Below are 23,382 nucleotides of genomic sequence, written 5' to 3'. Positions count from 1 at the left end.
GAAGAAGAACGCCAGCGCCACGGCCAGCGCGATGGTCTGCAGGTCCGACCAGCCCAGGGCGGTGCCGATCACCATGCCGAGGACTTCACCGATGGCGCAGCCCGTCAGGCAGTGCAGCGTGGCTGACACGGCCAGGCGGGTAAGGGCCTTGCCGTCCTGCGGTTCGGTGTGCGTGCTGTGGTTCATAGCTTCCCTCCAACGGGTGGATACCTTGTTAGTTATACCCAAGGGGGTATAACTAACAAGGCTCTTTTGATTGCCTGATTGGCGTATGCCCGTGGGTCTGGCCTAGATGGCACCCTGGAGTCAGCTGCGAGGCTGCTGGCTAGGCCAGGCCACACTCCGCACACCCGTCGATTGCTTAGTTTCCCCCTTCAATGTCAGGCTTATCGGGGGGTTAGTGACCGCTGCTTGCGCCAGCCGTGACGGGTCAGGCCCTTCGGCTTGTAGACCGACAAGACCGCGGCAATCAGCAAGACGGCGATAGCTCCGCTGGCGTGCAGGACCGGCGACGCGCTTGGCAGTAGGCGCTGGTCGTCAGCCAGCGATGGGCTGCGGGCGGCGTCACCGAGGAGGCGCAGCGTCGACAGGTAGAGCAGCAGGATCACGGTGGCCAGCACCGTCATGGTGAGTTTCACGACTACCCAGTAGTGCCGGAACAGGCCCCAGGACGTCCCGAGCGACTGCACCAAACCAGAAGCGAACGACGCCAGGCTGAGCGGGGCCAACGCTGCCAGTCCCAAGACCTCCATAGCGACGTACATCGACCGGACGGTGGCGGGATCGTCCACGGCGAGGCCGGCGACAGCCAGGGCCAAGAACGCCGCGACGGCCCCGAGCCAACCGACCGAAGAGATGACGTGGGTGGTCAGGGCTGCCTTGCGCAGCGCCGGCGGCATCACCATCAGGCGGCCGGGCCGACTAACGCCCCCTGCGTCAAGGGCGTCACTGAGCGCAGGCCGGTATGCATGCCCGGCCCGTGGTCGCTGCCGAGGAGGAGCATGACGACTACGACCAGCACCAGCAGGGCGGCAATGGCGACGAAGACCTTCACCCACCGGGGCATCCCTGGCGCGCCATCGGTAGGACGGTGCGGGTCAGTCATGGCGTCCCTCTGCTCGCGGCGTGCATGGATTCCACGACTCTTACCCTTCAGATGCATTCGATATTGTGCAAGCCCGTGGCCATTCTGCGCCTGATGCTGGTGGTTAAGCGCGTGGGCCGTGTCGACATACAGCTCACGCTTGATGGGCCGGGCTCAGTGGCAGTCGAGTGGCTGCTGTCAGCGACCTTGCAGTGGTCAGGTTGGCAGTCGTCGCACCCGGTCAGAACTCCGGCCTGGGTTTTTGGGCGATGAGGCGGGGGGTGAAGGTGCTGTTGCGCAGCGACACCACGATGTCGGTGTCGCTCATCGTGCCGCGGACTGTGAGCAGCCCCGACTTGGCGTTGGCCGTGACGGCGTGGACGCCTTCGACGTCGCGGACCACGGCGGTAGCGCGTCGCACGCATCGACGGCAGCGCATGCCGTCAACGGAGAAGGTCAAAGTGCGCATGGGATCCTCCGGGATGGGTGAGTGGGCGGGCAGGCCGCAGCCCCCGTCCGCCGTTGCGGCGGACGGGGCTGACGTGGTCAGTTGGCTCCCACGCTCACTTCCTCGGCGGCAGAAGCCGTGGGGGATGCGGCGGACCGCAGGGTGAGCGCCGCGATCAGCGCGCCGGCGCCGGCGAGGGCAGCAGCGCCCCAAAGACCGGCCGAGAAGCCGTTTGTCAGAGCCGTTGCGTTCCCGATCTGGTCGGCGCCGTACGCGGCGGCGACCGCCGTCATGGCGGCAAGGCCGAGCGCGGACCCGATCTGGTAGCTGGTGTTGACGATCCCGGCGGCCAGCCCACCCTCCTCGGGTGCGGCCGCTGAAAGCGCGGTGCCCAGTGAGGGGATGAATGCCATGGCCATGCCGGCGGCCGTGACCAGGGTGGCGGGCAGCACGTCGACTGAGAACGAGCCGTCGGGGCTGATGAAGGAGAGCCACACCAGACCGGCAGCAAGGGTAGCGAGTCCGGCAACCGTCATCGCCTTGGTACCGTAGCGGGCGATGAGTCGCGGAGCGACCGCGATCATACCGATCATGATCGTCAGCGTGAGAGGCAGTAGCGCCGCGCCGCTGGCGAAGGCGCCGAGACCCAACACCTGCTGCAAGTAGAGGTTGATGAAGAAGAACATCGGGATCCAGGCAGCACCGAGCAGGAGCTGGGCCATGTTGGCGGCGGCGAGGTTGGGGGCACGGAAGATGCCCAGCCGCATGAGGGGCTGGCGCAGGCGGGCCTGCAGCGCCACGAAGACTGCCACCAGCACGACCCCGACGATGGCGGGGATCAAGGTGGACGAGGCAGTCCAGCCTGCCTCGGGCGCCTGCACGACGGCGTAGACCAAGGCGGCGATTCCAGCGGTCACCGTGGCGGCGCCGACGAAGTCGATGCTTCCTCTGGTCCTGGCGCCGGCCGGCATGACTGCCGACGACATGACCAGGACGGCGATCGCCAGAGGCACGTTGATGAAAAACACCCACGGCCAGCTGGCGTACTCGGTGAGAACGCCGCCGAGGAAGACTCCCGCCGTACCGCCGGCGGGCGCGGCTGCACCGTAGAGCGCCAACGCCTTGGTGAGCTCCTTGGGTTTGGCACCGAAGATCGTGAACAGCAGTGTCAATGCCGAGGGTGCGATCAGCGCTGCGCCGGCGCCCTGCACGGCGCGGCCGACGATCTCGATGGTCGCGGTGTCAGCCAGGCCAGCGACGAGTGAACCGGCGGCGAGGATCGCCCAGCCGGTGTTGAAGATGCGGCGAGCCCCGAGCAGGTCTGACAGGCGGCCGCCGAGGAGCAGGAGACCGCCGAACGCGACGACGTAGGCATTGAAGACCCAGCTGAGGTTCTGCGGGTCAAATCCGAGGTCCTGCTGCATCTCGGGCAGCGCCACCCCGATGATGGACGTGTCCATGATGACCATGAACTGAGCTGCGGCGATGAGCCCCAGCGCCAGCCAGCGCCGGTCGCCGGTCCTGGCTGCGGCGGGTGCGGTGGAAGACATGGGTTCCCTCTCTTTCAATGATGAGCGGCGCGGTGGTGCTGCCGATGCCCGAAGGCTGCACCGGGTGCCTGTCCGCCCCCTGTCCCATTCCTGTCGTCACGCAACACGCTGACTGGTCCGCCTGTCCGGGACGATGAGCGTGGACGAAGTTCTCGGCGCGGTGCGCGGCCTCGGCTACCCGGTCCAGTTTCTCGATGAGAGCCACGACGTCACCGGCACATGACCGCGACGTCGACAGGGCGCGAGACTTCGGGAGGACAGCCGGTATCAGGAGGCTCCTGACGTCAACCAATGACGGAGACCCTCACATGTCCTGGGCGGATCCAATTCCTCCACCCGGGTCACCAGCGGGCGTAGAGTCGAAGGGCCACCGGGCCCTGTCTCAGCCTCGCGCTACGACGCGAAGACCCGAGGAGAGCAAGGAGAGGGTCGTGGACGTGCGTTTCCGGCTATTGGGTCCGATGGAGATCCTGGTCGACGGGCGACCCGTAGCGATGCCAGGCGCTGCGGAGCGCGCTGTCTTGGTCCAGCTCCTGCTCTCCCCAGGCCTGACGATCCCGGCGACCATACTGGTGGACCGGCTCTGGTCGGAATCCTCACTCCCGGTCGATCCGATGAACGCCTTGCAAATCCGAGTCTCCAAGCTGCGGCGCAGCCTGAGGGCCATCGGTGTGTCTGAGGTGGTCACCCGCGAAGGCGTGGGCTACCGCGCCAACGTCGACCCCGCATCAGTCGACGCCGTCGACTTCGTTGCCCGGGTGCGGGAGGCGAGGTCACGCTCCGAGGCGGGCGCAGGAGCAGCAGATCCGGCATCCCTGAACGCCTACGACGAGGCCCTGGGCTTATGGCGCGGCGATGCACTCAGTGACTTCGCGACCGAGCAGTGGGCCACCGTGGAGGCCGCGCGCTTCTCCAAGCTCAAGCTGACCGCCCTCACGGAGCGGGCACAGATCGCGCTGGCCCTTGGCCGTGAGGCCGAGGTCATCGGTGACCTGGAACCCCTGGTCACACACGACCCGACCCTGGAGTCGCTCACCGGTCTGCTCATGGTCGCCCTGTACCGCAGTGGACGACAAACGGAAGCTCTCGAGGCGTACCTCCGCACCCGTCAAGTACTGGACGAGTCGCTGGGCCTGGAGCCTTCTCTGACGTTGCGGTCGCTGCACGAACGCGTACTGCGCCAGGACGAGGCGCTCGGCTCACAGCCCGACATGGGCGGGACGCCAGTGGCGGTGTCCGGTACGCGTCGGGCCGAGGAGAGAGCCACGTCGCCTACGAACCTGCCGACGGTGGTGCGCCCGCTGATCGGCCGCGACGACCAGCTCGACTCCCTGGCCGAACTGATCCACGGAGCTCGCCTGCTGTCGCTGATCGGCCCCGGCGGCGCCGGCAAGACCTCGCTGGCCCTCGCCGCCGTGGTGCGAGCCTCCGACGCCTTCCCCGATGGTGCCTTCGGGGTCCGCCTCGCCTCCGTCGACACCCCCGACCAGGTGCCATTGGCCGTGGCCGACGCCCTCGGGGTGCCACTGGACGGAGCGGCCGCGGTCCGCGACGTACGGGAGCGGGTGGTCTCGTACCTGGTCAGGCGCCGGCTCCTGCTGCTGATCGACAACTGCGAACACGTCATCGACGCCGCCGCCGGCCTCATCGACGAGATCCTGGGCCGGTGCCCGCTCGTGACAATCCTGGCAACCAGCCGCGAAGCACTCGCGGTTCCCGACGAAGTGCAGGTGACCGTGGGGCCGCTAGACACCCCGCCCGACGGGACGCCCGCCGGGCGCGTGCTGGAGTACCCGGCCGCGCAGCTGTTCGTCGAACGGGCCCGGGCGGTCCGGCCGGGAACGGTCTTCGCTGCCGACGACCTTGTCGCGATTGGTCGCATCAGCCGCGCTCTCGACGGCATCCCACTCGCCCTCGAGCTCGCCGGTGTCCGGGTCGCGACGATGGCACCCGTCGAGATCGCTGGGCGTCTGGACCAGCGGTTCGCACTACTCACGACCGGCGCGCGCACCGCCGAGGCGCGTCAGCAGACGCTCCGTGCGACGGTCGACTGGAGCTATGACCTGCTCAGCGAACGTGAGCAGCGCGCCTTCAACCGGCTCGCCGTCTTCCAGGGAGGATGGAGTCTCACCGCCGCCGAGGCCGTCCTCAGCGACGCGAGCCTCGATGCCGGGGAGGTACTCGACACCATCGGCCGTCTGGTCGAGCGCTCCATGGTGGGGGTCGAGCGTGGGGCAGCAGCAACGCGCTACCGGATGCTCGACACCTTGCGCCAGTACGCCGCGGAGCAGCTGCTCGCTACTGGCGAGCACGACGTCATGGCACAACGACATGCGGAGTACTTCCGTGACGTCGTCCGCGACGCCGAGCCGCACCTGCGCGGCCACGCCCAGCGCGAGACGTTCCAACAGCTGCGCGAGGAGCAACCCAACATCAGGGCCGCGCTCGCGTGGCTGGGTCGGCCTGATGGGGATCTCGACTCGGCACTCGAAACGGCTGGCGCCCTCGGGCTCTTCTGGCACCTGGGCCGCCACCTGGAAGGCCGCGAGCTGTTGTCGCGCCTTCTCGCGTTGGGCAACGGCAGCCCGTCCGCGCGGGCTCGCGCCCTCCAGGCGGTCTCCTTGGTAGAGCGTCCGCGCGCGTGCCTGGTGCATCCCAGTCCGCGGTGCGCCGAGACCGCCCGGGAGAGCTTGGCGATCTTCGAGGACCTCGGAGACGACTCACGCGCCGCTCTGTCGCGCGTCCTGCTGGCCGTCGAGGGGGTCACCGGTCAGGACCGTGAGCAGGCTGAGGACTTGCTGCGCGCCGCCGAGGCACAGTTCGCAGCCGATGGCGACGCATGGGGCGATGGCGTCGTCGGCTTCGTACGCATGGAGACCGCCCTCAAGAACGGCGAGACCGCCGCGGTCCCGATCGGGCGCGCAACCGCCGCGACGTTCCGGCAACTCGACGATCCGTGGGGCCTGTCGGCGATCCTGTACCACCTCGGTTGGGGTCTGCGACAGTTTGGCCGCTACGAGGAAGGGTCGCGGGTGCTCGAGGAGGCGATCGACGTAGCGAGCGGTGCCGGCCTGTACAACACCGTGCAGTGGGCGCTGGCCGACCTGGGAATCGCCCAGCTCCACCTCGGCGACGAAGACGCTGCCCGGGGTCTGTTCGACCGGGCAATCGCCGCTTCCGAGCACGTCGGTGATGGCGCCGGCGCCGTTCTCGCCTGCTACGGCCACGGACTGCTGGCCCAGGTCGGGCAGGAGTGGGACGTGGCCCATAGCCGCTACGACGAGTCGTACGCCGGGTTGGTGGCGCTCGGCACCCCCGTTCCCCAAGGGCTCGCACTCGCCGGCCTGGCCCGGTGCGACGAAGCGGCGGGAGATGTGGCCACTGCTCACCAGCGGTACGACGAGCTGCTGACCCTCAGCCGCCGGATCGGGGAGCCGGGGCTCACCAGCACCGCACTGGAGGGCCTGTGCCGGCTGGCCGCCGGGAGCGGGGACCACGCGCTTGCATCAACCCTGCTCGCGGAGGCGACCCAGCTGCGCGCCACCTCGTCGCGGCCGGCGCCGCCGCACGAGCAGCAGGATCTCGCCGCCACCGTCGTCGAACTGGCGCCGGACCTGGTCCCGAACCTCTGACACCCGCACCCAGGACGACGCGAGCCTCGGGCGCATCCTCGCCGTACGACGGCGTCTTCGTCGCCGGTTCTCTCGCTGGGTCGTACGTACGCATCGACGGGGTACCAGGTGCGGGCTGTGGGCTGCGCTCCGGCTCAATGGAGACGGCCCGGCCGAGCACTAAAAGTGCGCTCAGCCGGTGATCTCGCGGCGCAGCACGGCGCACAGCTCCTCCAGTGACGGCACGCCGGCGAACCCGGTCGGGGTCCGGTAGACCCGGCACGCGACCCCCACAGCCGCGCCCGGCTCAGCGAACGGGTCGTGGCCGTTGATGAGGAACGTCGGTGAGCCAGTGAACCCGCGGGCCTGGGCCTGTGTGTCGTCGGTGATGACGGTAGTCGTGACCAACGACGCAACGCCCAGCTCCGTGAACGCGGCCCGCGTCAGGTCGTAGGCCGACATCTTGTTCGGGCAGTCGGGCACGACCAGCAGCTCCACGTCCATGCCCCCAGCATGCCGCTGATCCGACAGCCCGAGCATCTTCGGGTGCTCGCTTCGTCCGACCCGGCGCCCGTCCCGATCTTCAGGTACGACAGCATCCCGCACCCCAAGCCCGCGGGTGCGAACTCGCCCGTTCATCACACCTTGCTGCCGAATCAGGCACCTGTGCGTGCTTGCGGCGCGGTGACGTCGGCGACGGTGGCGGACAACGCCTCGATGACGTCGGCTGCGTCGGCCAGGGCGCTCACCCCGTGTGCTCCGGCGCCGATGGAGATCGTTCCTTGGATCCGGGAGTCGGCGATGACGGGCAACGGGTGGAGTGCCCCGAACGGGGTGATCGTGCCGCGCTCGTATCCGGTCACCGTGCGGGCCGTCTCGGCGTCGGGCATCGACAGGCGGGTGACGTCGAGGAGGGTGCGCAGCTGGGGCCAGCTGATCTGCCGGTCGCCGGGGACAAGTACGAACAGGTAGTCGCCATCGCCTCGGCGCACCACCAGCGTTTTGACGACCTGCCCCGGGTGCACACCACGCAGCTGCGCGGCCTCGGCAAGGGAGCTGACCGGCCCATGACGCACGAGCGTGTAGTCGATGCCCGTTTCATCCAAGACCGCCGTAGCACGTTCCTCATCCATGGGTCTCCTCAGCAGGGTGTCGAAGTGGGCGGACGGGAGCGGCGTTCCGCGAGCGCGTTGAGCGCACAGACAGTCAGGCACGACAATGCCCAGGCGACCACCTCGCGACCGCCGCTTCTAAGCGACCGAGACGCAGGGACACAGGCAGTGCAGTTCATGACGTTCTCCCTTCACACAGTCAGGACGCAAGGCGGGGGCGGGCGACACGGAACGGCCGTAGGCATTCGCCGGACAGGGTCTGGGGGCTGCGGGGGCGGGGGGAGGCCCCGCGGCCAGGTGGCCGCTGCGGACCGGGGAAAGTCTCGGTACGGCCACCGGGCTGGCTTCTGGTCAGGCTGCGGCGTACTCGTCCGGATCGGCGTCCCACATCGGACCGCACGCGGCGCAGCAGAACCAGTACCGCTGACCGTTGTGGTCCCGGTACAGCCCGGCGGCTTCGGCTTGAGCCTTGTTGACTGGGGTTCCCGTCATCACCGGGCACTCGGCGACGTCGTCTAGCTCTTGGACGGCGGGGGCCGCGTCGGTGTTCGAGCCGCAACAGCTGCCGGCGGTGGCGGCCGGTACCAGCGGCTCGAGCGTGAGGGACTCGGCCTTGGCGGTGCCGGGGTCGTGCTGGTGGTTCTCGCACATGTGAAACGGTTCCTTTCCGGTGGGGTGTGCTGTCAGGAGCCGACCGGCTGGGCGATCCTGGCCGGGGTGGTGGCCGGGGAGGTAGGGATGCCGGTGGCTCGGGTCTTGAAGGAGCGCAGCCGCATGCTGTTGCCGACGACGAAGACGCTGGAGAACGCCATCGCCGCGCCAGCTAGCATCGGGTTGAGCAGGCCGAGGGCGGCCAGCGGGATGGCTGCGACGTTGTACCCGAAGGCCCAGAACAGGTTTGTCTTGATGGTTCCCAGGGTCTTGCGGGAGAGACGGATCGCGTCGGCGGCGCTGCGCAGGTCTCCGCGCACCAGGGTGATGTCGGCGGCCTCGATGGCGACGTCGGTGCCGGTGCCCATAGCCAGGCCAAGGTCGGCCTTAGCCAGGGCGGCGGCGTCGTTCACACCGTCACCAACCATCGCAACCACCTTGCCCTGATCTTGCAGCTTGGCGATGACGTCGACCTTGTCCTGCGGCATGACTTCTGCGATCACGTCTTCGATGCCGACTTCGGCGGCGATCTGTTCGGCGACAGCTCGGTTGTCACCGGTGAGCAGGATCGGGGTCAGGCCCAGTGACCGCAGCTGGGCGATGGCCTCGTAGCTGGTCGGCTTGACCTGGTCAGCCACGACGAGGACGCCACGGGCTTGGCCGTCCCAGCCGACGGCGACGGCGGTCTTGCCGTGCGCCTCAGCGTTCGCCTTGGCGCGGGCGAGGTCGACGTCGAGATGCTGCGACCAGTCGGCCAGCAGCGTCTCGCGTCCAACCAGGACCGCGTGTCCGTCCACAATGCCCTGGACGCCCTTGCCTTCGACGTTGGCGAAGTCCTCTGGGGTGGGCAGGGGGCCGACCTCCTGGACTGCGCCCTTGGCAATCGCCTGGGCGATCGGGTGCTCGGAGGCGTCCTCGAGCGCACCGGCCAGGCGGAGCAGCTCCTCGCGGGAGACACCGTCGGCGACGAACACGTCAACGAGGGTCATCTTGCCGGTGGTCACCGTGCCGGTCTTGTCGAGCACGATCGTGTCGACCTTGCGGGTTGACTCCAGCACCTCGGGGCCCTTGATGAGCACACCCATCTGGGCGCCGCGGCCGGTACCAACCAGCAGTGCGGTCGGCGTGGCCAGGCCCAAGGCGCACGGGCAGGCGATGATGAGGACAGCGACCGCTGCGGTGAAGGCGGCGCTGACCGGGAACCCGGCACCCAGCCAGGCAGCCAGGGTGGCGACCGCGATGGCGATGACGATCGGGACGAAGATGCCGGAGACCTGGTCGGCCAGGCGCTGCACCTGAGCCTTGCCGGACTGGGCGTCCTCGACGAGCTTGGCCATTTGGGCCAGCTGAGTGTCGGAGCCAACCCGGGTGGCGCGCACGACGAGTCGCCCGCCGGCGTTGACAGTGGCGCCGGTGACGGGGTCACCTTCGCCCACCTCGACGGGCACGGACTCGCCGGTGAGCATGGAGGCGTCGACTGCGGAGCTGCCGGAGGCGATGACACCGTCGGTGGCGATCTTCTCGCCGGGACGGACCACGAACTCGTCGCCTTCGGTGAGCTCGGAGGTCGGGATGCGGACCTCGACGCCGTCTCGGATGACTGCGACGTCCTTGGCGCCGAGCTCGAGCAGCGCCCGTAGCGCGGCACCGGCTTGGCGTTTGGACCGCTTTTCGAAGTAGCGGCCGGCGAGCAGGAACATGGTGACGCCGGCAGCGACCTCGAGGTAGATGTTCGCGGCGCCGTCGGTGGGCTCGACGGTCAGCTCGAACGGGTGGGTCATCCCGGGGGTGCCGGCGGTGCCGAGGAACAGTGCGTACAGCGACCACAGCAGTGCCGACAGGGTGCCGAGGGAGACCAGGGTGTCCATGGTGGCGGCGCCGTGACGCAGGTTCATCCACGCGGCGCGGTGGAAGGGCCAGGCTGCCCAGAGCACCACGGGTGCTGCCAGGGTCAGGGACGCCCATTGCCAGTAGTCGAACTGGAACGCCGGGATCATCGACATGGCGATGACCGGCACAGCGAGAGCGACTGAGCCAACGAGGCGCTGTCGCAGGGCGAGGAGCTCGGTGTCTGGCTGGTCCTCGTCCGAGGCGTCGACGGTGGCCGTGTTGTCCTTGCTGCGCGGCAGGGAGGCGGTGTAGCCGGCCTTGGCCACCTCGGCGATGAGGACTTCGGTGTCGACCCCTTCGGGGGCTCGGACCTGCGCCTTCTCGGTGGCGTAGTTGACCGTGGCAGTGACGCCGTCAAGCTTGTTGAGCTTCTTCTCGATCCGCATCGCGCAGGAGGCGCAGGTCATCCCGCCGATCTCGAGCTCGATGCTGGGGCCCAGGGTGTGGGCCGGGGATGCAGTCATGGGTTCCTCCTTCAGTGTGTGATGCGGATCAGTGACCGTGACCGTCGCCGGACTCGGCGCCCGGGTCGGCATCCGTGTCGGGCTTGGGGTCGGCGGGTGTTTCGTTGTTCGCGTGGGTGGAGTCGGCGTGTCCGGCCTCGTCGGTAGCGGTGGCGGTGGTGTCGACGACGAACGGGGCGCTGTGGACCTTTCCGTCGACCTGGAAGTCCAGGTACAGCAGGTAGCGGCCTGCGGTGGGCAGCTCCGCGACGAACCCGACATCGGGCCCGGCGGTGTCGCCCTGAGTGGGCTCGTCACCTTCGGGGTGGACGTGGAGGAAGGCCAGGTCGCCGTCGCGCAGCGCGACCAGGTGGCCGAACGCGCCGAGGTAGGGCTCCAGGTTGGTGACGGGCTTGCCGTCCTTGGACACGGTAAAGGTCAGCTCGGAGCTGGACCCGGCGGTCACCTGGCCGGTCAGGTCCACGGTGTACCCGTCCACGGTCGCGGTGTTGGTCGCCTCAGGGGTGGCGGGGGTGAACTGGCCGGCCACCTCGACCGTGCGGGTCAAGGTGATGGTCTCTCGGGTCTCGTCGGTGTCGGGGACGAAGTCGGCGTAGATGCGGTAGGTACCGGCCTCGGACCACTGCCAAGGCAGCGACCAGGTGCCGTCGGCGTCCATCGTGGGGTGCACGTGGCGGAACTCGGTGCCGTCGGTGCGGACCACGATCAGGTGAAGCAGTCTCTCGTGCGAGGTGGCGAAGCTCGTCAAGGCTTGGCCGTCTGCGTCGAGGATGCGGAACGACAGGTCCCCGGCCCGGTCGGCCTCGGCAGGAGCGGCGACGGGCATGAGCAGGTAGCCGCCGTGGGCGCTGGTGACCCCGGGGACGGCAGCGCTGGTCTGGGCGGGGGTGCTGGCGTCGTGGCCGCCGTGGCCGCCGGTGGTGCTGTCCATGTCGTGTCCCTTGGCTTCGTTGGTCCAGTTGCTGACGGTGCTCTGCGGGACGCCGGCGTCGGCGGCGACGAATGCGCCGCCGAAGACGAGGGCCAGTCCTGCGCCGTACGCGCCGAGTCGGGTTGCGGTGTTCACGAGGCGCGCACCGCCTTGTAGCCGGCCTCGTCGACCGCGGCGAGGACGGCGTCGTCGTCGACGGGGGAGGCGGAGGTGACGACCAGCTTGCCGGTCTGCGCGCTGACCTCGATGTCCTGGACGCCGGGGACGGTGCTGACTTCCTCGCGGACCGACATCTCGCAGTGCCCGCACGTCATGCCGGTGACCTGGTACTCGGTGGTGTTCATCGCTGACTCCTGACTAGAAGGTGAGTAATACGTATAGGGGGATCTGAGTGCGCTAACCCTATACCCCCCAGGGGTATTTTTACAAGTTGCGGTCTAGTCCATGGGGCGGGCTCTGGGGGCCTTATTGCGTTGGAACCCAGCGTGCGCTGCCGCCCTGTCCGTCCCCTGTCCAAGCGGCTCCGCTGCAGCACCCGGCAGCGCTGAGGACAGCCGCTCGACAGCGATGCCTGCCCAGCCCACGACGGTTATGAGTGGATTTACGTTCTGTCCGGCCACGGCGGCTCTGCTCGGAAATAGGGACTGGGTCATTGGACCCGGGGAGGTCGCGGAGTTCGAAACCCGGGTGCCGCTCTGGTTCGGAAGCCTCGGGCAGGAGCCGGCGGAGATCCTGAGCATCTTTGGCCGTCCTGGGGAGCGCATGAGCATCCGGGTCGGTCCGGCTCGGGAGTAAGACGTGTGCGGCCACGGAATGGGACCGGCGCGAAAGGGGATTGTGCCGGTCGCTTGAAGCGCCGAGGGATGGATGTGGCGAGCCAGGAGCCCGGACCTCCGAGGGGGCGGAAGTCCGGGCTCGCTTGGTGGCCCGCTGCGAGGCGGCGTGTGTGTGGCTTGGTCAGTGGTGCATGTGCATCGCCGCGCCTTCGGCTCGGACTGCGGGCATCCGCAGGTACGCGAACACGGCCATCACGGCGGCGATGCCGGCGGCGGCGAGAAACCCGCGGGGGAACCCCTCGATGACACCGGTCACGCTGGTAAGGCTGCCGGCCGTGCTAGCGACCGCCGAGATGACGGCGACGCCGAGGGCAGCGCCAACCTCGTGTCCTGTCATGAGAAAGCCGGAGGCCATGCCAGCGTGCTGCGGCGGGATGCCGCCCATCGCGGACACCGAGACCGGGACGAAGACCATGCCCACACCGAGGCCAATGATGACCATTCCGGGAAGGACGTCGGTGGCGAAGCCCGCCCCAGTGGATGCCTGGGCGAGGAGGGCCGCACCGCCGGCCACCAGGAGCAGGCCGATCGCGGCGATGGTGCGCGGTGTGCCGTGGGCGAGGGCGTGCTTGGCGAGAACGGTGCCGACGGTGATGGCCAGGGCGAGCGGGATGAATGCGACGCCGGCGCGGATGGCGGAGTACCCCATCACGGTCTGGACGAAGATGGAGGTGAGGAAGACGGCGCCCACGAGGATGCCGGTGACGCCGAGCATGACGGCCGTGCCAGAGACGAGCGACTTCACCTTCCACGTGTGCGGCGGGACGAGCGGGTTCGCGACGCGACGCTCCATGCGGATGAACGCGACAGCGAGCAGCGCGGAGGCGGCCAGGGCGAGGAGGACTCGCGGCGAGAGCCACCCGTGCTGTTCGGTGGCGCCGAGGGCGTAGACGAGGGCGACGAGGCTGCCGATGACGGTGGCGGCGCCGGTCAGGTCGAACTGATTCAGCGAGGCCCGCGGCGTCGTCACGGCGGGGATGACCTTGAGGCCGGCCAGGAGCGCGACGGCGCCGATGGGGGCGTTGATCCAGAAGATGGTCTGCCAGCCGGCCCAGGTGGTCAGGCCGCCGCCGAGCAGGGCTCCGGCGGCGACGCCGAGAGAGCCGACGGCACCCCACAGGGCCAGGCCGGTGCGGCGCTGTGCGCCGGAGTAGGTGGTCATGATGATGGACAGTGCGGCTGGGGTCATCAGGGCGGCGGACAGCCCTTGGGCGGCGCGGGCGGCGATGAGCTCGGTTGCGCCGCCGGCGAACCCGCTGACGATGGAGGCGATGGTGAACACGGCCAAGCCGGTCAGGAACACCCATTTGCGGGAGAGCAGGTCGGCGATGCGGCCGCCGAACAGCAGCCCTCCTCCGGACATCATGAGGTAGGCGGTGACGACCCACTGCATGTCCGAGCCGTCCAGACCAAGGTCGCGTCCGATGGTCGGTAGGGCGGTGTTGACCACAGAGATGTCCAAGACGACGAGAATCTGCGCGGCGAGGGCAAGGGCCAGGACGGCCCAGGATTTGCGCGGCCCGTTGTCCGTGTCGCCGTGGTGCGCACCTGTGTGGTGGGCATGGGCATCAGCGTGGGTGGCAGCAGGCCCGTGACCGTGGTGGGCGTGGGGTGCGTGGACGGGGTGCGTGGCGGTGTGGACCGCGAGCGGTTCGGCGGCGGGCTTGGCGTGCATGACTACTCCTCGACGAGGTGCTGGCTGGGGCGGTTTCCTGTGGTCGCACCGGGGGATGTGCTGTGGCGGTGTGACATCTACCGTCGCCGGAACGCCAGCGGGTCGCGCCGGTCAAATGGCCGGGGTATCAGCGGCCCTCAGACAAGGGCGCCAACGCGGTCGGCTGAAAGGGCTTCAGCTGAAGTCGAGCCGGGCGAGCTCGGTCCGCGAGCTGACTCCGACCTTGGTGAACACGTTCCGCAGGTGGAACGCCACCGTTCGTGGGGACACCCAGCACTGGGCGGCGACGTCCTTGTTCGACAGCCCGGTGCTGACCAGCTGGGCGATCTTGCGTTCCATCGGCGTCAGGTTCAACAGGGTGGACGGGTCGCGTTTACGGGCGGTCTCCCCGGAGGCTCGAAGTTCTTGTTCGGCGCGGGCGACGAGGGGGGTGGCGGCCAGGTCGGTGAAGGTCTCCAGCGCGGACCGCAGGTGGGTGCGGGCGTCGACGCGGCGGTTGGTGCGACGCAGGAACTCTCCGTAGGCGAGCTGGGCCCGCGCCAGGTCGTAGGGGCGCGAGGCGTGCTGGTAGTGGCCCACCGCCCGCTCGAATGCCGCAGTAGCGTCGGCCGGGTCCGCCGCCGTCAAGGCCCGACCCAGGTCGAGGGCGGCCAGCGCCCACGGGTGGTTGGTCGCGGTCGCGAACGGGGTGAGCTCCGCGACCCAGGCCAGGGCCTGCTTCCTGTCGCCGGCGCGCACGGCTGCTTCGATGCGGTCGACTGTCGCCATCCGATGCAGAGCGGGGACTCGCATTCCGGACAGGTGGTGCAGCGCTGCGGGGGCGTCCCCTTCGGCGGCGGCACGGCTGCCTTTGGCCCATCGGGTCGCGTCGTGGACGGGATCGGTCAGGATTCCCAGCGGGTGTCTGGCCACGATGTCTTTGACCTCTGCCAGGTGGCGGTCGAAGTCGTTGCTGCCGGATAGAGCGGCCAGGAGCGTTAGCGATGCCAGGGGTGCCGCGGTCAGAGTGGGCTGGCCGACGCTGCGCGCCAAGGTCAGGGCTTCATCGACGGAGCTTCGCATGGCAGTCCACGCTCCGGTGGGGAGCTGGGCGAACGCGAGCCGTTCCAGCGCGTAGATGACGACCATGCCGGCCCCGTGTTCGCGGGCGGTGGACACCATGGCGGAGTAGTAGAACCGGGCGCCCTCGTCGTGGCCCAGGTGGAGGGCGGCGTTGCCGAGGTTCCCCATCACGTCCAGGTCTTCGACCTGGCGTCCAGCCTCCAGTGCGTCCTCGAGGGTGGCGGCGGCGCGGGCCCAGTCACCTTCGGCAGAGGCGGTCAGCGTGCCTAGCAGCAGCCGCAGGCAGGCGGTGCGCTGGGTGTCAGCGTCGGTCTGGGTCAGTAGGCGCGTCAGCACCTCAGCGGTCAGGGCAGCTCCGCTGTCGCTGCCGTAAATACGGTTCAGGGCGGCCGCGCATGCCATCTCCAACGACCGACCGGCATCGAAGTCGGCGACAGTTCGCGCCGCCACGGTGAAGATCCGATGGGCGGAGACGGCGGAGCCGACGTTGACCTCGATGCGAGCCCGGAGCCGGTCGATGTCGGCTCGTAGCAACGGGTCGGCAGCCAGCTCACGGGCTGAGCTGGCCAGCGCTCGGGCGCGTACTGCCTGCCCGGCCGCCCACGCGGTGCGCGCGGCCCCGAACAGGCGTGCCGCACGGGCTGGCTCGTTCGCCGTGAGGGAGGCGGTTCGCTCGTAGGCGTCGGCTGCGGCGACGTGCCCGCCGCGCTGTTCGGCGCGAACGGCCACCTCGCACAGGGCGTCTGCGATGTCGGCGTCGGGTCCGTCGATTGCGGCGGCACGGTGCCACGTCGCCCGGTCCGGGTCGTCCGATCCGACCGCGTCCGCCAACGCGCGATGTGCCTGGCGCCGTTCGAAGCTGGTAGCGGCCTGGTACACCGCGGACCGGACCAGGGGGTGCCGGACCTCGACGACATCACCGGTGAGAGTCAGCAGGCCGGACCGTTCGGCATCCTGCCACGCGTGCGCCTGCACACCCAGAACACCGGCTGCCTGGCGCACGGTGCCTGCCCTACCGGTGGCGTCGGCTGCCGCTACCAGGAGCAGCGTCTGCACCTGTTCGCTGAGTCGGCGGCACCTGTCCAGGAACGCGCGCTCGACCCCGGCGGTCAACGCCAACTGTGGTGGCAACGGCGCGTCGCCGTGCAGCTGAGCGGGACTCAGCCCACTCGGCAGTTCCAGCAGGGCCAGGGGATTCCCACCGGTATCGCTCACGAGCCGGTCGGCGACCTCACTGGGCAGCCGATCACCGCTGCGCTCGCCGAGGAGTTGACGGGCTGCGTCGTCGTCCAGGCCGCCCAGTTGCAGCACGGGAAGTCCTGGCGGGGTGAACGCTGCCGCTCCGGCCTCGCCGGTGCGGGCGGCGAAGACCATGGCGACGGGGTCTGCGGACAACTGGCGGGCGGCGAACAGCAACGCGTCCGCCGATGCCGAGTCCAGCCACTGCGCGTCGTCCACCACACACAACAGGAGTGCGCCTACGTCGGCTGCCTCGGTCAGCACAGACAGGGTCGCGACCCCGACCAGGAACGGATCAATGGTGGGACCGTCCTCAAGGCCGAACGCGACCCGCAACGCACGCGCTTGTGGGGCTGGCAGCCGGTCGAAGTTCGTCGCGGGACGCAGGAGGCGGTGCAGCGCGGCGTAGGGCAGCGGTGACTCGGACTCCACACCGGCAGTGCGAAGGACGCCTGCGCCTCCGCCCCCCGCGGCCTGCTCTTGGGAGGTCATCAGGTCGTGAAGGAGGGCGGTTTTGCCCACGCCGGGCTCTCCCAGCACAACCAGCACACCAGCGGTTCCGGCGCGCGCTTGCTCCACCAGGGCGGCGAGCTGCGCGCGTTCCCGCTCGCGGCCGTGTAGCACCAGCCGACCGTACCGCTCGCAGCGACCGCCACACGGGGCATCCCGGCACATTGACCGGGCGACACCCGCCGCCCAGGACCCGTGTATCGCAGTCCGAGCGAAGGTTCAGTCGTGGGCGGGGCTGAGCCTGACCTGACAGGGTCACTCCTGGAACGGGGCAAGGGAGATGGCGGCTGTGAAGGCGCCATACCGGCGCAGCAGCCTTGCCCGGCCGCGCGGGACCCGGGCTGCCTCGTCCGCCCACGCCAGGGCGAAGTACTTCTTGAAGCTCTCGCGGGGGTGTTCGCGGACGGCGTCAGCCAAGGTGGCGCTAGGCAGCTCCCAGCAGCGCAACCCAGCCACATCAACGCCTGCTCCCGCGGACAGCAGGTAAGCGACCGGTCCGGCGGCGAGGGTGACACGAGGGCTGTGGTGCATGGTGATGGCCGTCTGCAAGGTCTCGGTTGCCGCCGTGGACAAGCCGACCTGTTCGGCGACGTCCCTGGCCACGCGTGCTGAGGTGAGGGTGAAGTCGTCCCGCCCGGTGGCCATGACCAGGCCGGTGTCGTGCAGCAGCGCGGCCGCGAACAGCAGCTCGGCATCGACCTCAACCTCGCCGAGCTCGCCCAACGCCCGGCCGAACCGGTACGTGCGGTAGCTGTGGTTGAGCAGGGTTGGCGGCAGGGCGCGGGTGGCGGCGTCCTCCGCGGCGCGCGTCAACGGCGAGTCGGGCGGCGCCAACCGGGCAGCCGGCACGTACGCGTTCCTGCCCGAGTTGAGGTGGGCGAGAACGCTGAGACGGCCGACAGCGTTGCCGACGTGGACACGGGCAAGGTCAGCGACGAGGCGACGTCTCTCGCAGGGTTCGAGGCGTCCGCCCGTGCGGTGCGTCCAGTCGACGGTTCCCACGGTCATAGCGGCGTTCATGTCGTTCTCCTTGCTCACGGTTGGTCGTCTCCGACTGTGGCGCACGAGCGCCGGGCTCGCCCCGGTCAAGTGACCGGGTTCCTGACCACCATGCGGCTGTGCAGGCCGGGCACGTGCGAGGCGCCCCCAACGCCGTGGCGGCAGCCCAGCCTGTCCCGGCTGCCGTTGGCCTACCCGATCAATCCCGGCCATGTGACCGGGGCGAGCAAATCTCGTCACCGCGACAGTTGTTCCGCGGCCGCCGCACCGGGCGGCCAGGAATGGGGAACATCATGACTACCGCAACCCGCACATCAACATCCGTCCCGACCAGCGTGCCGGCCACGCCGACTGGCTCGGTCGGCCGCATCATCGCCGCCTCCTTGGCCATCGGAGCTGTGGGCGCGGCAGCCCTGACGTTCGCTTTTCTGCCGAACGCGTCCGAGGCTCGCATCGTCGGCGGCGCGATCGTCGCGTTCGCTGCCGGCTGGGCGATGCTCGCCTGGCTCACCACCCGCAGGACGACGTGCCCGCAGCGGTGGGCGTACGTCCCCGCCACCGTCCTGGCCACGTCGGGCGTGGCGCTGCTGGTGGTCAACCCGGGTGAGCCGGCCATGACCCGCCTTGCTTGGGTGTGGGCGCCGGCTTTGGTGGCTCTGGCTGTGTGGGCCCAGCGGCGCACCCGCCAGAACGTCCCTGGACGAGGCCGCCTGCTCATCTACCCTGTCACGCTCGTGATGCTGTTGGCCGGGCTCGGCGGCCTGTACCAAGTCACGTCCAAGGCGCCCGACGTCACCGCCGGCGCCATGCCGGGCAGGCTTGTCGACGTCGGCGGGTACCGCCTGCACCTGGCCTGCACCGGCACTGGCGCACCCACCGTGGTCCTGCTCAACGGCCTTGGTGAGACGTCGCCGCTGTGGGCACGCATCAATCCGTCCATCGCCGCGACGACCCGCGTCTGCGCGTATGACCGCGCAGGACAGGGCTGGAGCGACGACTCACCCAACCCGGCCGATGCCATCAACGCTGCCACCGACCTGCACCGCCTGCTGACCGCCGCCGGGGAGCCCGGCCCGTTCGTGCTGGCCGGTCACTCCAGTGGCGGCGTGCACGCCCTCATGCACACGCACCTGTACCCCCACGACGTGGCCGGAGTGGTCCTTCTCGACAGCGCCAGCCCGCACCAGGCAGACCTGGTGAAGCCGTTCAACGGTGAATACCAGCTCATGCGGCGCGTCCTGGCGCCTGCGCCCACCTTGTTCCGGTTCGGCGTCGGTCACCTCATCGGCGCGTTGAGCACCCCGATGCTGCCCGGTGCGGCCGGTGAGCAGGTGTCCGTGTTCGCGAACAGTCCTCGTGGCATGGCGAACATGCGGGCCGAGCAGGCCGCACTGCCTGACACGTTCGGTCAGGCTCAGGCGCTCACCACGCTCGGCACCACCCCGCTGGTCGTGCTCACCGCGAAGGACAACGTCGACCACAAGCCGGGATGGGGCACCGCTCAAGACCAGCTCGCGACCCTGTCGACGAATACCCGGCACACGGTCGCCGACCTCAACCACATGGCGTTCCTGACGGACCCGGCAGGTTCGGCCCTGTCCATCACCGCCATCACCGACGTTGTCACTGCAGTCCGCACCCACACCCCGGTGCGCACCCCGTAGCACCACCGCCCGAGCACCTTCGGACTACCGAACCCCCGGTCACCTCATCCCCTTCCAGGTGACCGCCAAGGCCGCCGCCATCCCCTGCACGGCAGCGACCGGCCTGGGAGCGGCCCGCACCACTGCCGGGCCGCTCCGACGCCCCAACCGGTTGCGGAGTCCGCGCTGGGTGCTGCTGCACCCGCGGGTCGAGCTGCTTGGCGACGGCGGGAATCCGCGGCTTTGAAACGGGCCGGTGGCACGATAACCTGCCGGGCCCGCAGCACGCCCGTGGACGTGGTCACAACGAAGGCGCCGTCCTCGCGGTGCATCCGCAGCACAAGCGAGTTCAGCCGCACAGGAACTTGAGATCCGGTTTCCCGGCCATTTCGCCGGGGTGAGCCCTCAGCGCCAGCGCGATGGTGGGCGTAGGCCACACCCCACCTCGCCGAAGGAAGCCATTGTGTCCACCACCATCCAGACCAGGCCCACCGCGACCCATCAACGTGAGGGCGTCAAAGACTCGGGCGTCAGCGCACGCCGCCGCCGCTGGGCTGCGCTCGGGCTGCTGGTGTCCGCCCAGTTCGTCGTCATGCTCGACACCTCCGTCGTCAACGTTGCACTGCCCTCCATCCAGGCCGACCTGCGCCTCAGCCCCACCGCCGTCACTTGGGTCATCAACGCGTACGTCCTGGCCTTCGGCGGCCTGCTGCTCCTGTCCGGTCGTGTCGCAGACCTGTTCGGGCGCCGCCGCATGTTCGTCGCAGGCTCCACCCTGTTCATGGTCGGCACCCTGCTGGCAGCGTTTGCAGTCAACCAAGGGCTCATGGTCACCGGCCGCATCGTCCAAGGGGTCGGCGCAGCAGCACTCAGCCCGGCCGCGATGTCGCTGCTCCTGCTCACCTTTCCGGGTGAAAAGCGGGCCAAGGCCATGAGCATCTGGGGCGCTGCCTCAACGCTCGGAGGAGCAACCGGTGTCATGGCTGGCGGGCTGCTGGTCGGCTCCTTGGGCTGGTCATCGGTCTTCTTCGTCACCGTGCCCGTCTCCGTCGCCGCGGTCATCATGGCCCCGACCGTCCTTGATGAGGCGGCGCGTGGTGCGCGACGTCGCTTCGACGGGCTCGGGGCAGCAACCATCACCGGTGCAGTCATCGCCTTGGTCAACGGCGCCCTCGGCGGCGCCGACCACGGCTGGACGTCCCTTCCGGTTGTCGCGAGCCTGGCCGGCTCCGCCGTTCTCATCGCGCTCTTCGTGAACGTCGAGCGCCGCACCACCGACCCGCTCGTGCCACTCGAACTGTTCAGCAACCGGACCCTGTCCACCTGCGTCGCCCTCGCGGTCCTCGGCGGAGCCGCCCGTGCGTCCACGTTCGTGCTCGTCGCCCTCTACCTGCAGCAGGCACTGGCCATGGCTCCGCAGCAAGCCGGGCTCGCAATGGTGCCGACATCACTGACCGGGTTCGCCGTCTCCCTCGCACTTCTGCCGCGAACGCTGCGCACCCTCGGCCCGCAGCGCACCCTCGTCATCGGACTCGTCGTCCTCGCCGCCGGCCACCTGTGGCTGGCAAACGCGCCGCTCGGCGCCGGCTACCTGGTGGCCGTCCTGCCCGGTCTCCTGCTCGTCGCCCTCGGCGTCGCGCTCAGCTTCACACCCACCACCATGGTCATCGCCGCGGCCGCGCCTGCGTCGCACACCGGGCTCGCGTCCGGGCTCGCCGGGTCAGCGACCCAGGTAGGCGCGGCACTTGGCACCGCCATGTTCACCGCGATCGGCCTGTCCGTGGCAGAGGCGGGCACCGGGACGCTAGGGGCAACCGGGTTCTCCGCAGCGTTCACCGCAGCTGCAGTAGTCGCACTGGCAACCGCTGTATTCGGGTTGACGATCACCCGCACCCAGCGATGAACTGCCCACGCCCACCTGCTCACGCGAGCCGGAGTGCCAGAGCATCGGGCCAGCGAGTGTCCCGCCCAGTAACAACCATCTCTGACGAGTTGCCACATCTCCATACCCAGGGCCGCGTGACGGCGTCCCCTGAAGCCGACTTTGATCAAGGACTTGGAGTTAACGCTTTACCGATAGGAGGGAGATCCTCACATGCTGGGACGCTGACCTCCTCGCAAGTGACGTTATGTCGTGTGGATGCTTCGTGTTGAGCCGGCCGGGCAGCTGGAAGTGCATCTGGCGGGCAGCCTTCGGCCTACCTCAGCGGTGACGGGCGTAGCGGTCTCGATACCCGGGCCTAGCTTCAGGAATCACAGGGCGGCTCAAATGTTGCGCGTCGGGTTCATGCTGCGTTGCTGTGCTTTCGGTACCGCGAAACGGTACGCGTGCTGGTCGAGAGAATGGCGGCGATGGTCGGTATGGATCGACCACGGTCGGACAGTCGCCGGACCACTTCGACTTGCTCGGCGTGGGTGAGTCGGACCTCGACGTCGCCGCTCATCGCCCGTTCGATGGCGATTTCGTCGAAACCGTCGTTCCGAGAGCTGAATACGCATGCAGTCGGACCTGGATCCGGATCGTCGTCTATGTCGTCCCAGGCAAGCGGTGGAAGCCAGTGGTGCTTTGCCGCGTGTGCTCGAGCTGCGGCGCTTGCTCTGCGCTGAGCGGCGAGTAGGTGTGGGGGCTCGGCGTCCCAAAGCCTCTCGTACATCTCCTGGACGAGATGACGTGTCCGAGCAGTGACTGAGCGACTGGCCATGCTGCGGCGGAGGTTGGCCGGTGATCGGCCCAATTCGTCGGCCAGCAATTCTTGGGCCCAGCCGATCGCGACGAGGGCTTGCAGTCGGCGGCGGGTTCCGGTGGCGTCGACGCGGCTGTTCGCAGCGCGGCTGCTGTCATCGACAGGCACGGCGAGGATGCGCTCGGCGGTCTCGTGGCGGATCTTCCGAAACGGTGGCTTGCCGTTGCTGGAGGGGTAGATCAGGCCGCGCAGGTGGCTGGGGGACAGCCCGGTGAGCTTTGCGATCTGATCGACGCCGATCCCCGCTGCGCGGAGGGATGCGATGTGGGCACGCGACGGTGAGGCGTCGATGTAGGGCTTCCATCGGCCATAGGCGCGTTCCCGGTGCAGCCGGTTGCTGACCGCGGTATTGGCGGCGGTGCAGCTCGGACAGCGACATTGGTCACGCACGTACGCAGTGCGGGTGCCGTGCAGGTGCCTGGCTCTAGGGTGTTGACAGTTGCGCTTCGGGGCGCACCTCGCCCGATCAGCCCGTCGCTGGGCGAGTTCGGTGCGGCGCAGCTGCTTGGCGCAGGAGTGTCGGGGGTGGTGGTGCTCGGCCATCGCCTCGCTGATGTAGGTGGCGTTGAAGCCGCAGCGAGGGCAGGAGCGAGTGTTGCTCATGTCCCGCTCGCCTCCCCTCCTGGTCACCCGTTTACTCGCACCTTCGAGCGCACTGTACTTTTCGTACAGTGCACCGTTTGGATGCCTTGCAAAGCTGTGGACAGTCAGCCGACGGTCGTGGCCATGGCCCAATCGAGGGCTTACTTTTAGTGATCGCGTGCAGCCGCAGATTTCCAGCACGATGGAATGGCCAGGACGGCCTGACGTGGCTAGCCCTTGGGGGTGACTCTTAGGGCCCCTCCGGTTGGAGCCGCTCGTCCACCGGAGACGGATCCGGAGCCGGCTGGGCCACGCTGGGGCCACACCGCAACCGCAAGAGACCGTTGCCAG

General features: G+C 69.0%; 19 protein-coding genes. 4 read left to right on the top strand and 15 right to left on the bottom strand.

All coding sequences use genetic code 11. From position 1 onward, the window contains the following. The 5 genes from VF557_18195 to VF557_18175 form a co-directional block, all read right to left on the bottom strand. Positions 1–186 (bottom strand): DUF4396 domain-containing protein (locus VF557_18195; GenBank protein ID HEX8082148.1); only part of this gene is annotated, 186 nt, incomplete at its 3' end. A 200-nt stretch (positions 187–386) separates the two neighbouring features. Continuing rightward, positions 387–905, bottom strand: a complete 519-nt coding sequence (locus VF557_18190; GenBank protein HEX8082147.1) for a hypothetical protein — start codon at positions 903–905, stop codon at positions 387–389. Next, positions 905–1,054, bottom strand: a complete 150-nt coding sequence (locus tag VF557_18185) for a hypothetical protein (protein ID HEX8082146.1) — start codon at positions 1,052–1,054, stop codon at positions 905–907. Before VF557_18185 ends, VF557_18190 begins: the two co-directional genes overlap by 1 nt. A 271-nt stretch (positions 1,055–1,325) precedes the next feature. Next, entirely contained in the window at positions 1,326–1,553 is a 228-nt protein-coding gene (locus VF557_18180) for a heavy-metal-associated domain-containing protein (GenBank protein ID HEX8082145.1), read from the bottom strand. Positions 1,554–1,630: 77 nt separating this feature from the next. After that, positions 1,631–3,082: an MFS transporter gene (locus VF557_18175; protein ID HEX8082144.1), complete on the bottom strand. Its 1,452-nt coding sequence runs from the start codon at positions 3,080–3,082 to the stop codon at positions 1,631–1,633. Between the two features lie 431 nt (positions 3,083–3,513). On the opposite strand from VF557_18175, the gene VF557_18170 reads away from it, so the two are divergent. Next, positions 3,514–6,714 (top strand): BTAD domain-containing putative transcriptional regulator, encoded by a 3,201-nt coding sequence (locus VF557_18170; GenBank protein ID HEX8082143.1) that lies wholly within the window; start codon positions 3,514–3,516, stop codon positions 6,712–6,714. A gap of 171 nt (positions 6,715–6,885) precedes the next feature. Here VF557_18170 and VF557_18165 read toward each other — a convergent pair whose 3' ends face one another. The 9 genes from VF557_18165 to VF557_18125 form a co-directional block, all read right to left on the bottom strand. Further along, a complete protein-coding gene (locus VF557_18165) occupies positions 6,886–7,197 on the bottom strand; it encodes a hypothetical protein (protein HEX8082142.1) in 312 nt (103 codons plus the stop codon). A 152-nt stretch (positions 7,198–7,349) separates the two neighbouring features. Continuing rightward, positions 7,350–7,826 (bottom strand): YbaK/EbsC family protein, encoded by a 477-nt coding sequence (locus tag VF557_18160; protein ID HEX8082141.1) that lies wholly within the window; start codon positions 7,824–7,826, stop codon positions 7,350–7,352. A 330-nt stretch (positions 7,827–8,156) separates the two neighbouring features. Then, entirely contained in the window at positions 8,157–8,456 is a 300-nt protein-coding gene (locus VF557_18155; protein HEX8082140.1) for a hypothetical protein, read from the bottom strand. 32 nt (positions 8,457–8,488) lie between these two features. Then, positions 8,489–10,810 carry a heavy metal translocating P-type ATPase gene (locus VF557_18150; GenBank protein HEX8082139.1) on the bottom strand — a complete coding sequence of 774 codons (2,322 nt, stop codon included), beginning with the start codon at positions 10,808–10,810 and terminating at the stop codon, positions 8,489–8,491. 28 nt (positions 10,811–10,838) lie between these two features. After that, positions 10,839–11,876: a heavy-metal-associated domain-containing protein gene (locus tag VF557_18145; protein HEX8082138.1), complete on the bottom strand. Its 1,038-nt coding sequence runs from the start codon at positions 11,874–11,876 to the stop codon at positions 10,839–10,841. After that, on the bottom strand, positions 11,873–12,085 hold the full coding sequence (locus tag VF557_18140) for a heavy-metal-associated domain-containing protein (GenBank protein ID HEX8082137.1): 213 nt from the start codon (positions 12,083–12,085) through the stop codon (positions 11,873–11,875). The genes VF557_18145 and VF557_18140 overlap by 4 nt, the downstream gene beginning before the upstream one ends. Positions 12,086–12,698: 613 nt before the next feature. Further along, entirely contained in the window at positions 12,699–14,252 is a 1,554-nt protein-coding gene (locus VF557_18135; GenBank protein ID HEX8082136.1) for an MFS transporter, read from the bottom strand. 174 nt (positions 14,253–14,426) lie between these two features. After that, positions 14,427–17,228 (bottom strand): AAA family ATPase, encoded by a 2,802-nt coding sequence (locus VF557_18130; GenBank protein HEX8082135.1) that lies wholly within the window; start codon positions 17,226–17,228, stop codon positions 14,427–14,429. Positions 17,229–17,318: 90 nt separating this feature from the next. Further along, entirely contained in the window at positions 17,319–18,083 is a 765-nt protein-coding gene (locus VF557_18125) for an HD domain-containing protein (GenBank protein ID HEX8082134.1), read from the bottom strand. 260 nt (positions 18,084–18,343) lie between these two features. On the opposite strand from VF557_18125, the gene VF557_18120 reads away from it, so the two are divergent. From VF557_18120 to VF557_18110, 3 genes are all read left to right on the top strand, one after another. Next, positions 18,344–19,726 carry an alpha/beta hydrolase gene (locus VF557_18120; protein HEX8082133.1) on the top strand — a complete coding sequence of 461 codons (1,383 nt, stop codon included), beginning with the start codon at positions 18,344–18,346 and terminating at the stop codon, positions 19,724–19,726. Between the two features lie 58 nt (positions 19,727–19,784). Further along, a complete protein-coding gene (locus tag VF557_18115; protein HEX8082132.1) occupies positions 19,785–19,952 on the top strand; it encodes a hypothetical protein in 168 nt (55 codons plus the stop codon). A gap of 216 nt (positions 19,953–20,168) precedes the next feature. After that, positions 20,169–21,608 (top strand): MFS transporter, encoded by a 1,440-nt coding sequence (locus VF557_18110; GenBank protein ID HEX8082131.1) that lies wholly within the window; start codon positions 20,169–20,171, stop codon positions 21,606–21,608. A gap of 382 nt (positions 21,609–21,990) precedes the next feature. On the opposite strand, the gene VF557_18105 is transcribed toward VF557_18110, so the two are convergent. Then, positions 21,991–23,052 carry a hypothetical protein gene (locus tag VF557_18105; GenBank protein HEX8082130.1) on the bottom strand — a complete coding sequence of 354 codons (1,062 nt, stop codon included), beginning with the start codon at positions 23,050–23,052 and terminating at the stop codon, positions 21,991–21,993. Positions 23,053–23,382 lie beyond the last annotated feature (330 nt).

This window comes from Jatrophihabitans sp. (genome assembly GCA_036389035.1).
Lineage (GTDB): Bacteria > Actinomycetota > Actinomycetes > Mycobacteriales > Jatrophihabitantaceae > Jatrophihabitans_A.
This window is presented reverse-complemented; position numbering and strand designations above follow the sequence as displayed.

Excerpts from the sequence above, each read along its gene's own strand:
- VF557_18190 (HEX8082147.1), bottom strand. The coding sequence starts at position 905 with ATGGTGATGCCGCCGGCGCTGCGCAAGGCAGCCCTGACCACCCACGTC.
- VF557_18180 (HEX8082145.1), bottom strand. The coding sequence starts at position 1,553 with ATGCGCACTTTGACCTTCTCCGTTGACGGCATGCGCTGCCGTCGATGC.
- VF557_18175 (HEX8082144.1), bottom strand. The coding sequence starts at position 3,082 with ATGTCTTCCACCGCACCCGCCGCAGCCAGGACCGGCGACCGGCGCTGG.
- VF557_18165 (HEX8082142.1), bottom strand. The coding sequence starts at position 7,197 with ATGGACGTGGAGCTGCTGGTCGTGCCCGACTGCCCGAACAAGATGTCG.
- VF557_18160 (HEX8082141.1), bottom strand. The coding sequence starts at position 7,826 with ATGGATGAGGAACGTGCTACGGCGGTCTTGGATGAAACGGGCATCGAC.
- VF557_18155 (HEX8082140.1), bottom strand. The coding sequence starts at position 8,456 with ATGTGCGAGAACCACCAGCACGACCCCGGCACCGCCAAGGCCGAGTCC.
- VF557_18150 (HEX8082139.1), bottom strand. The coding sequence starts at position 10,810 with ATGACTGCATCCCCGGCCCACACCCTGGGCCCCAGCATCGAGCTCGAG.
- VF557_18140 (HEX8082137.1), bottom strand. The coding sequence starts at position 12,085 with ATGAACACCACCGAGTACCAGGTCACCGGCATGACGTGCGGGCACTGC.
- VF557_18135 (HEX8082136.1), bottom strand. The coding sequence starts at position 14,252 with ATGCACGCCAAGCCCGCCGCCGAACCGCTCGCGGTCCACACCGCCACG.
- VF557_18130 (HEX8082135.1), bottom strand. The coding sequence starts at position 17,228 with ATGTGCCGGGATGCCCCGTGTGGCGGTCGCTGCGAGCGGTACGGTCGG.
- VF557_18125 (HEX8082134.1), bottom strand. The coding sequence starts at position 18,083 with ATGAACGCCGCTATGACCGTGGGAACCGTCGACTGGACGCACCGCACG.
- VF557_18120 (HEX8082133.1), top strand. The coding sequence starts at position 18,344 with ATGGGGAACATCATGACTACCGCAACCCGCACATCAACATCCGTCCCG.
- VF557_18105 (HEX8082130.1), bottom strand. The coding sequence starts at position 23,052 with ATGAGCAACACTCGCTCCTGCCCTCGCTGCGGCTTCAACGCCACCTAC.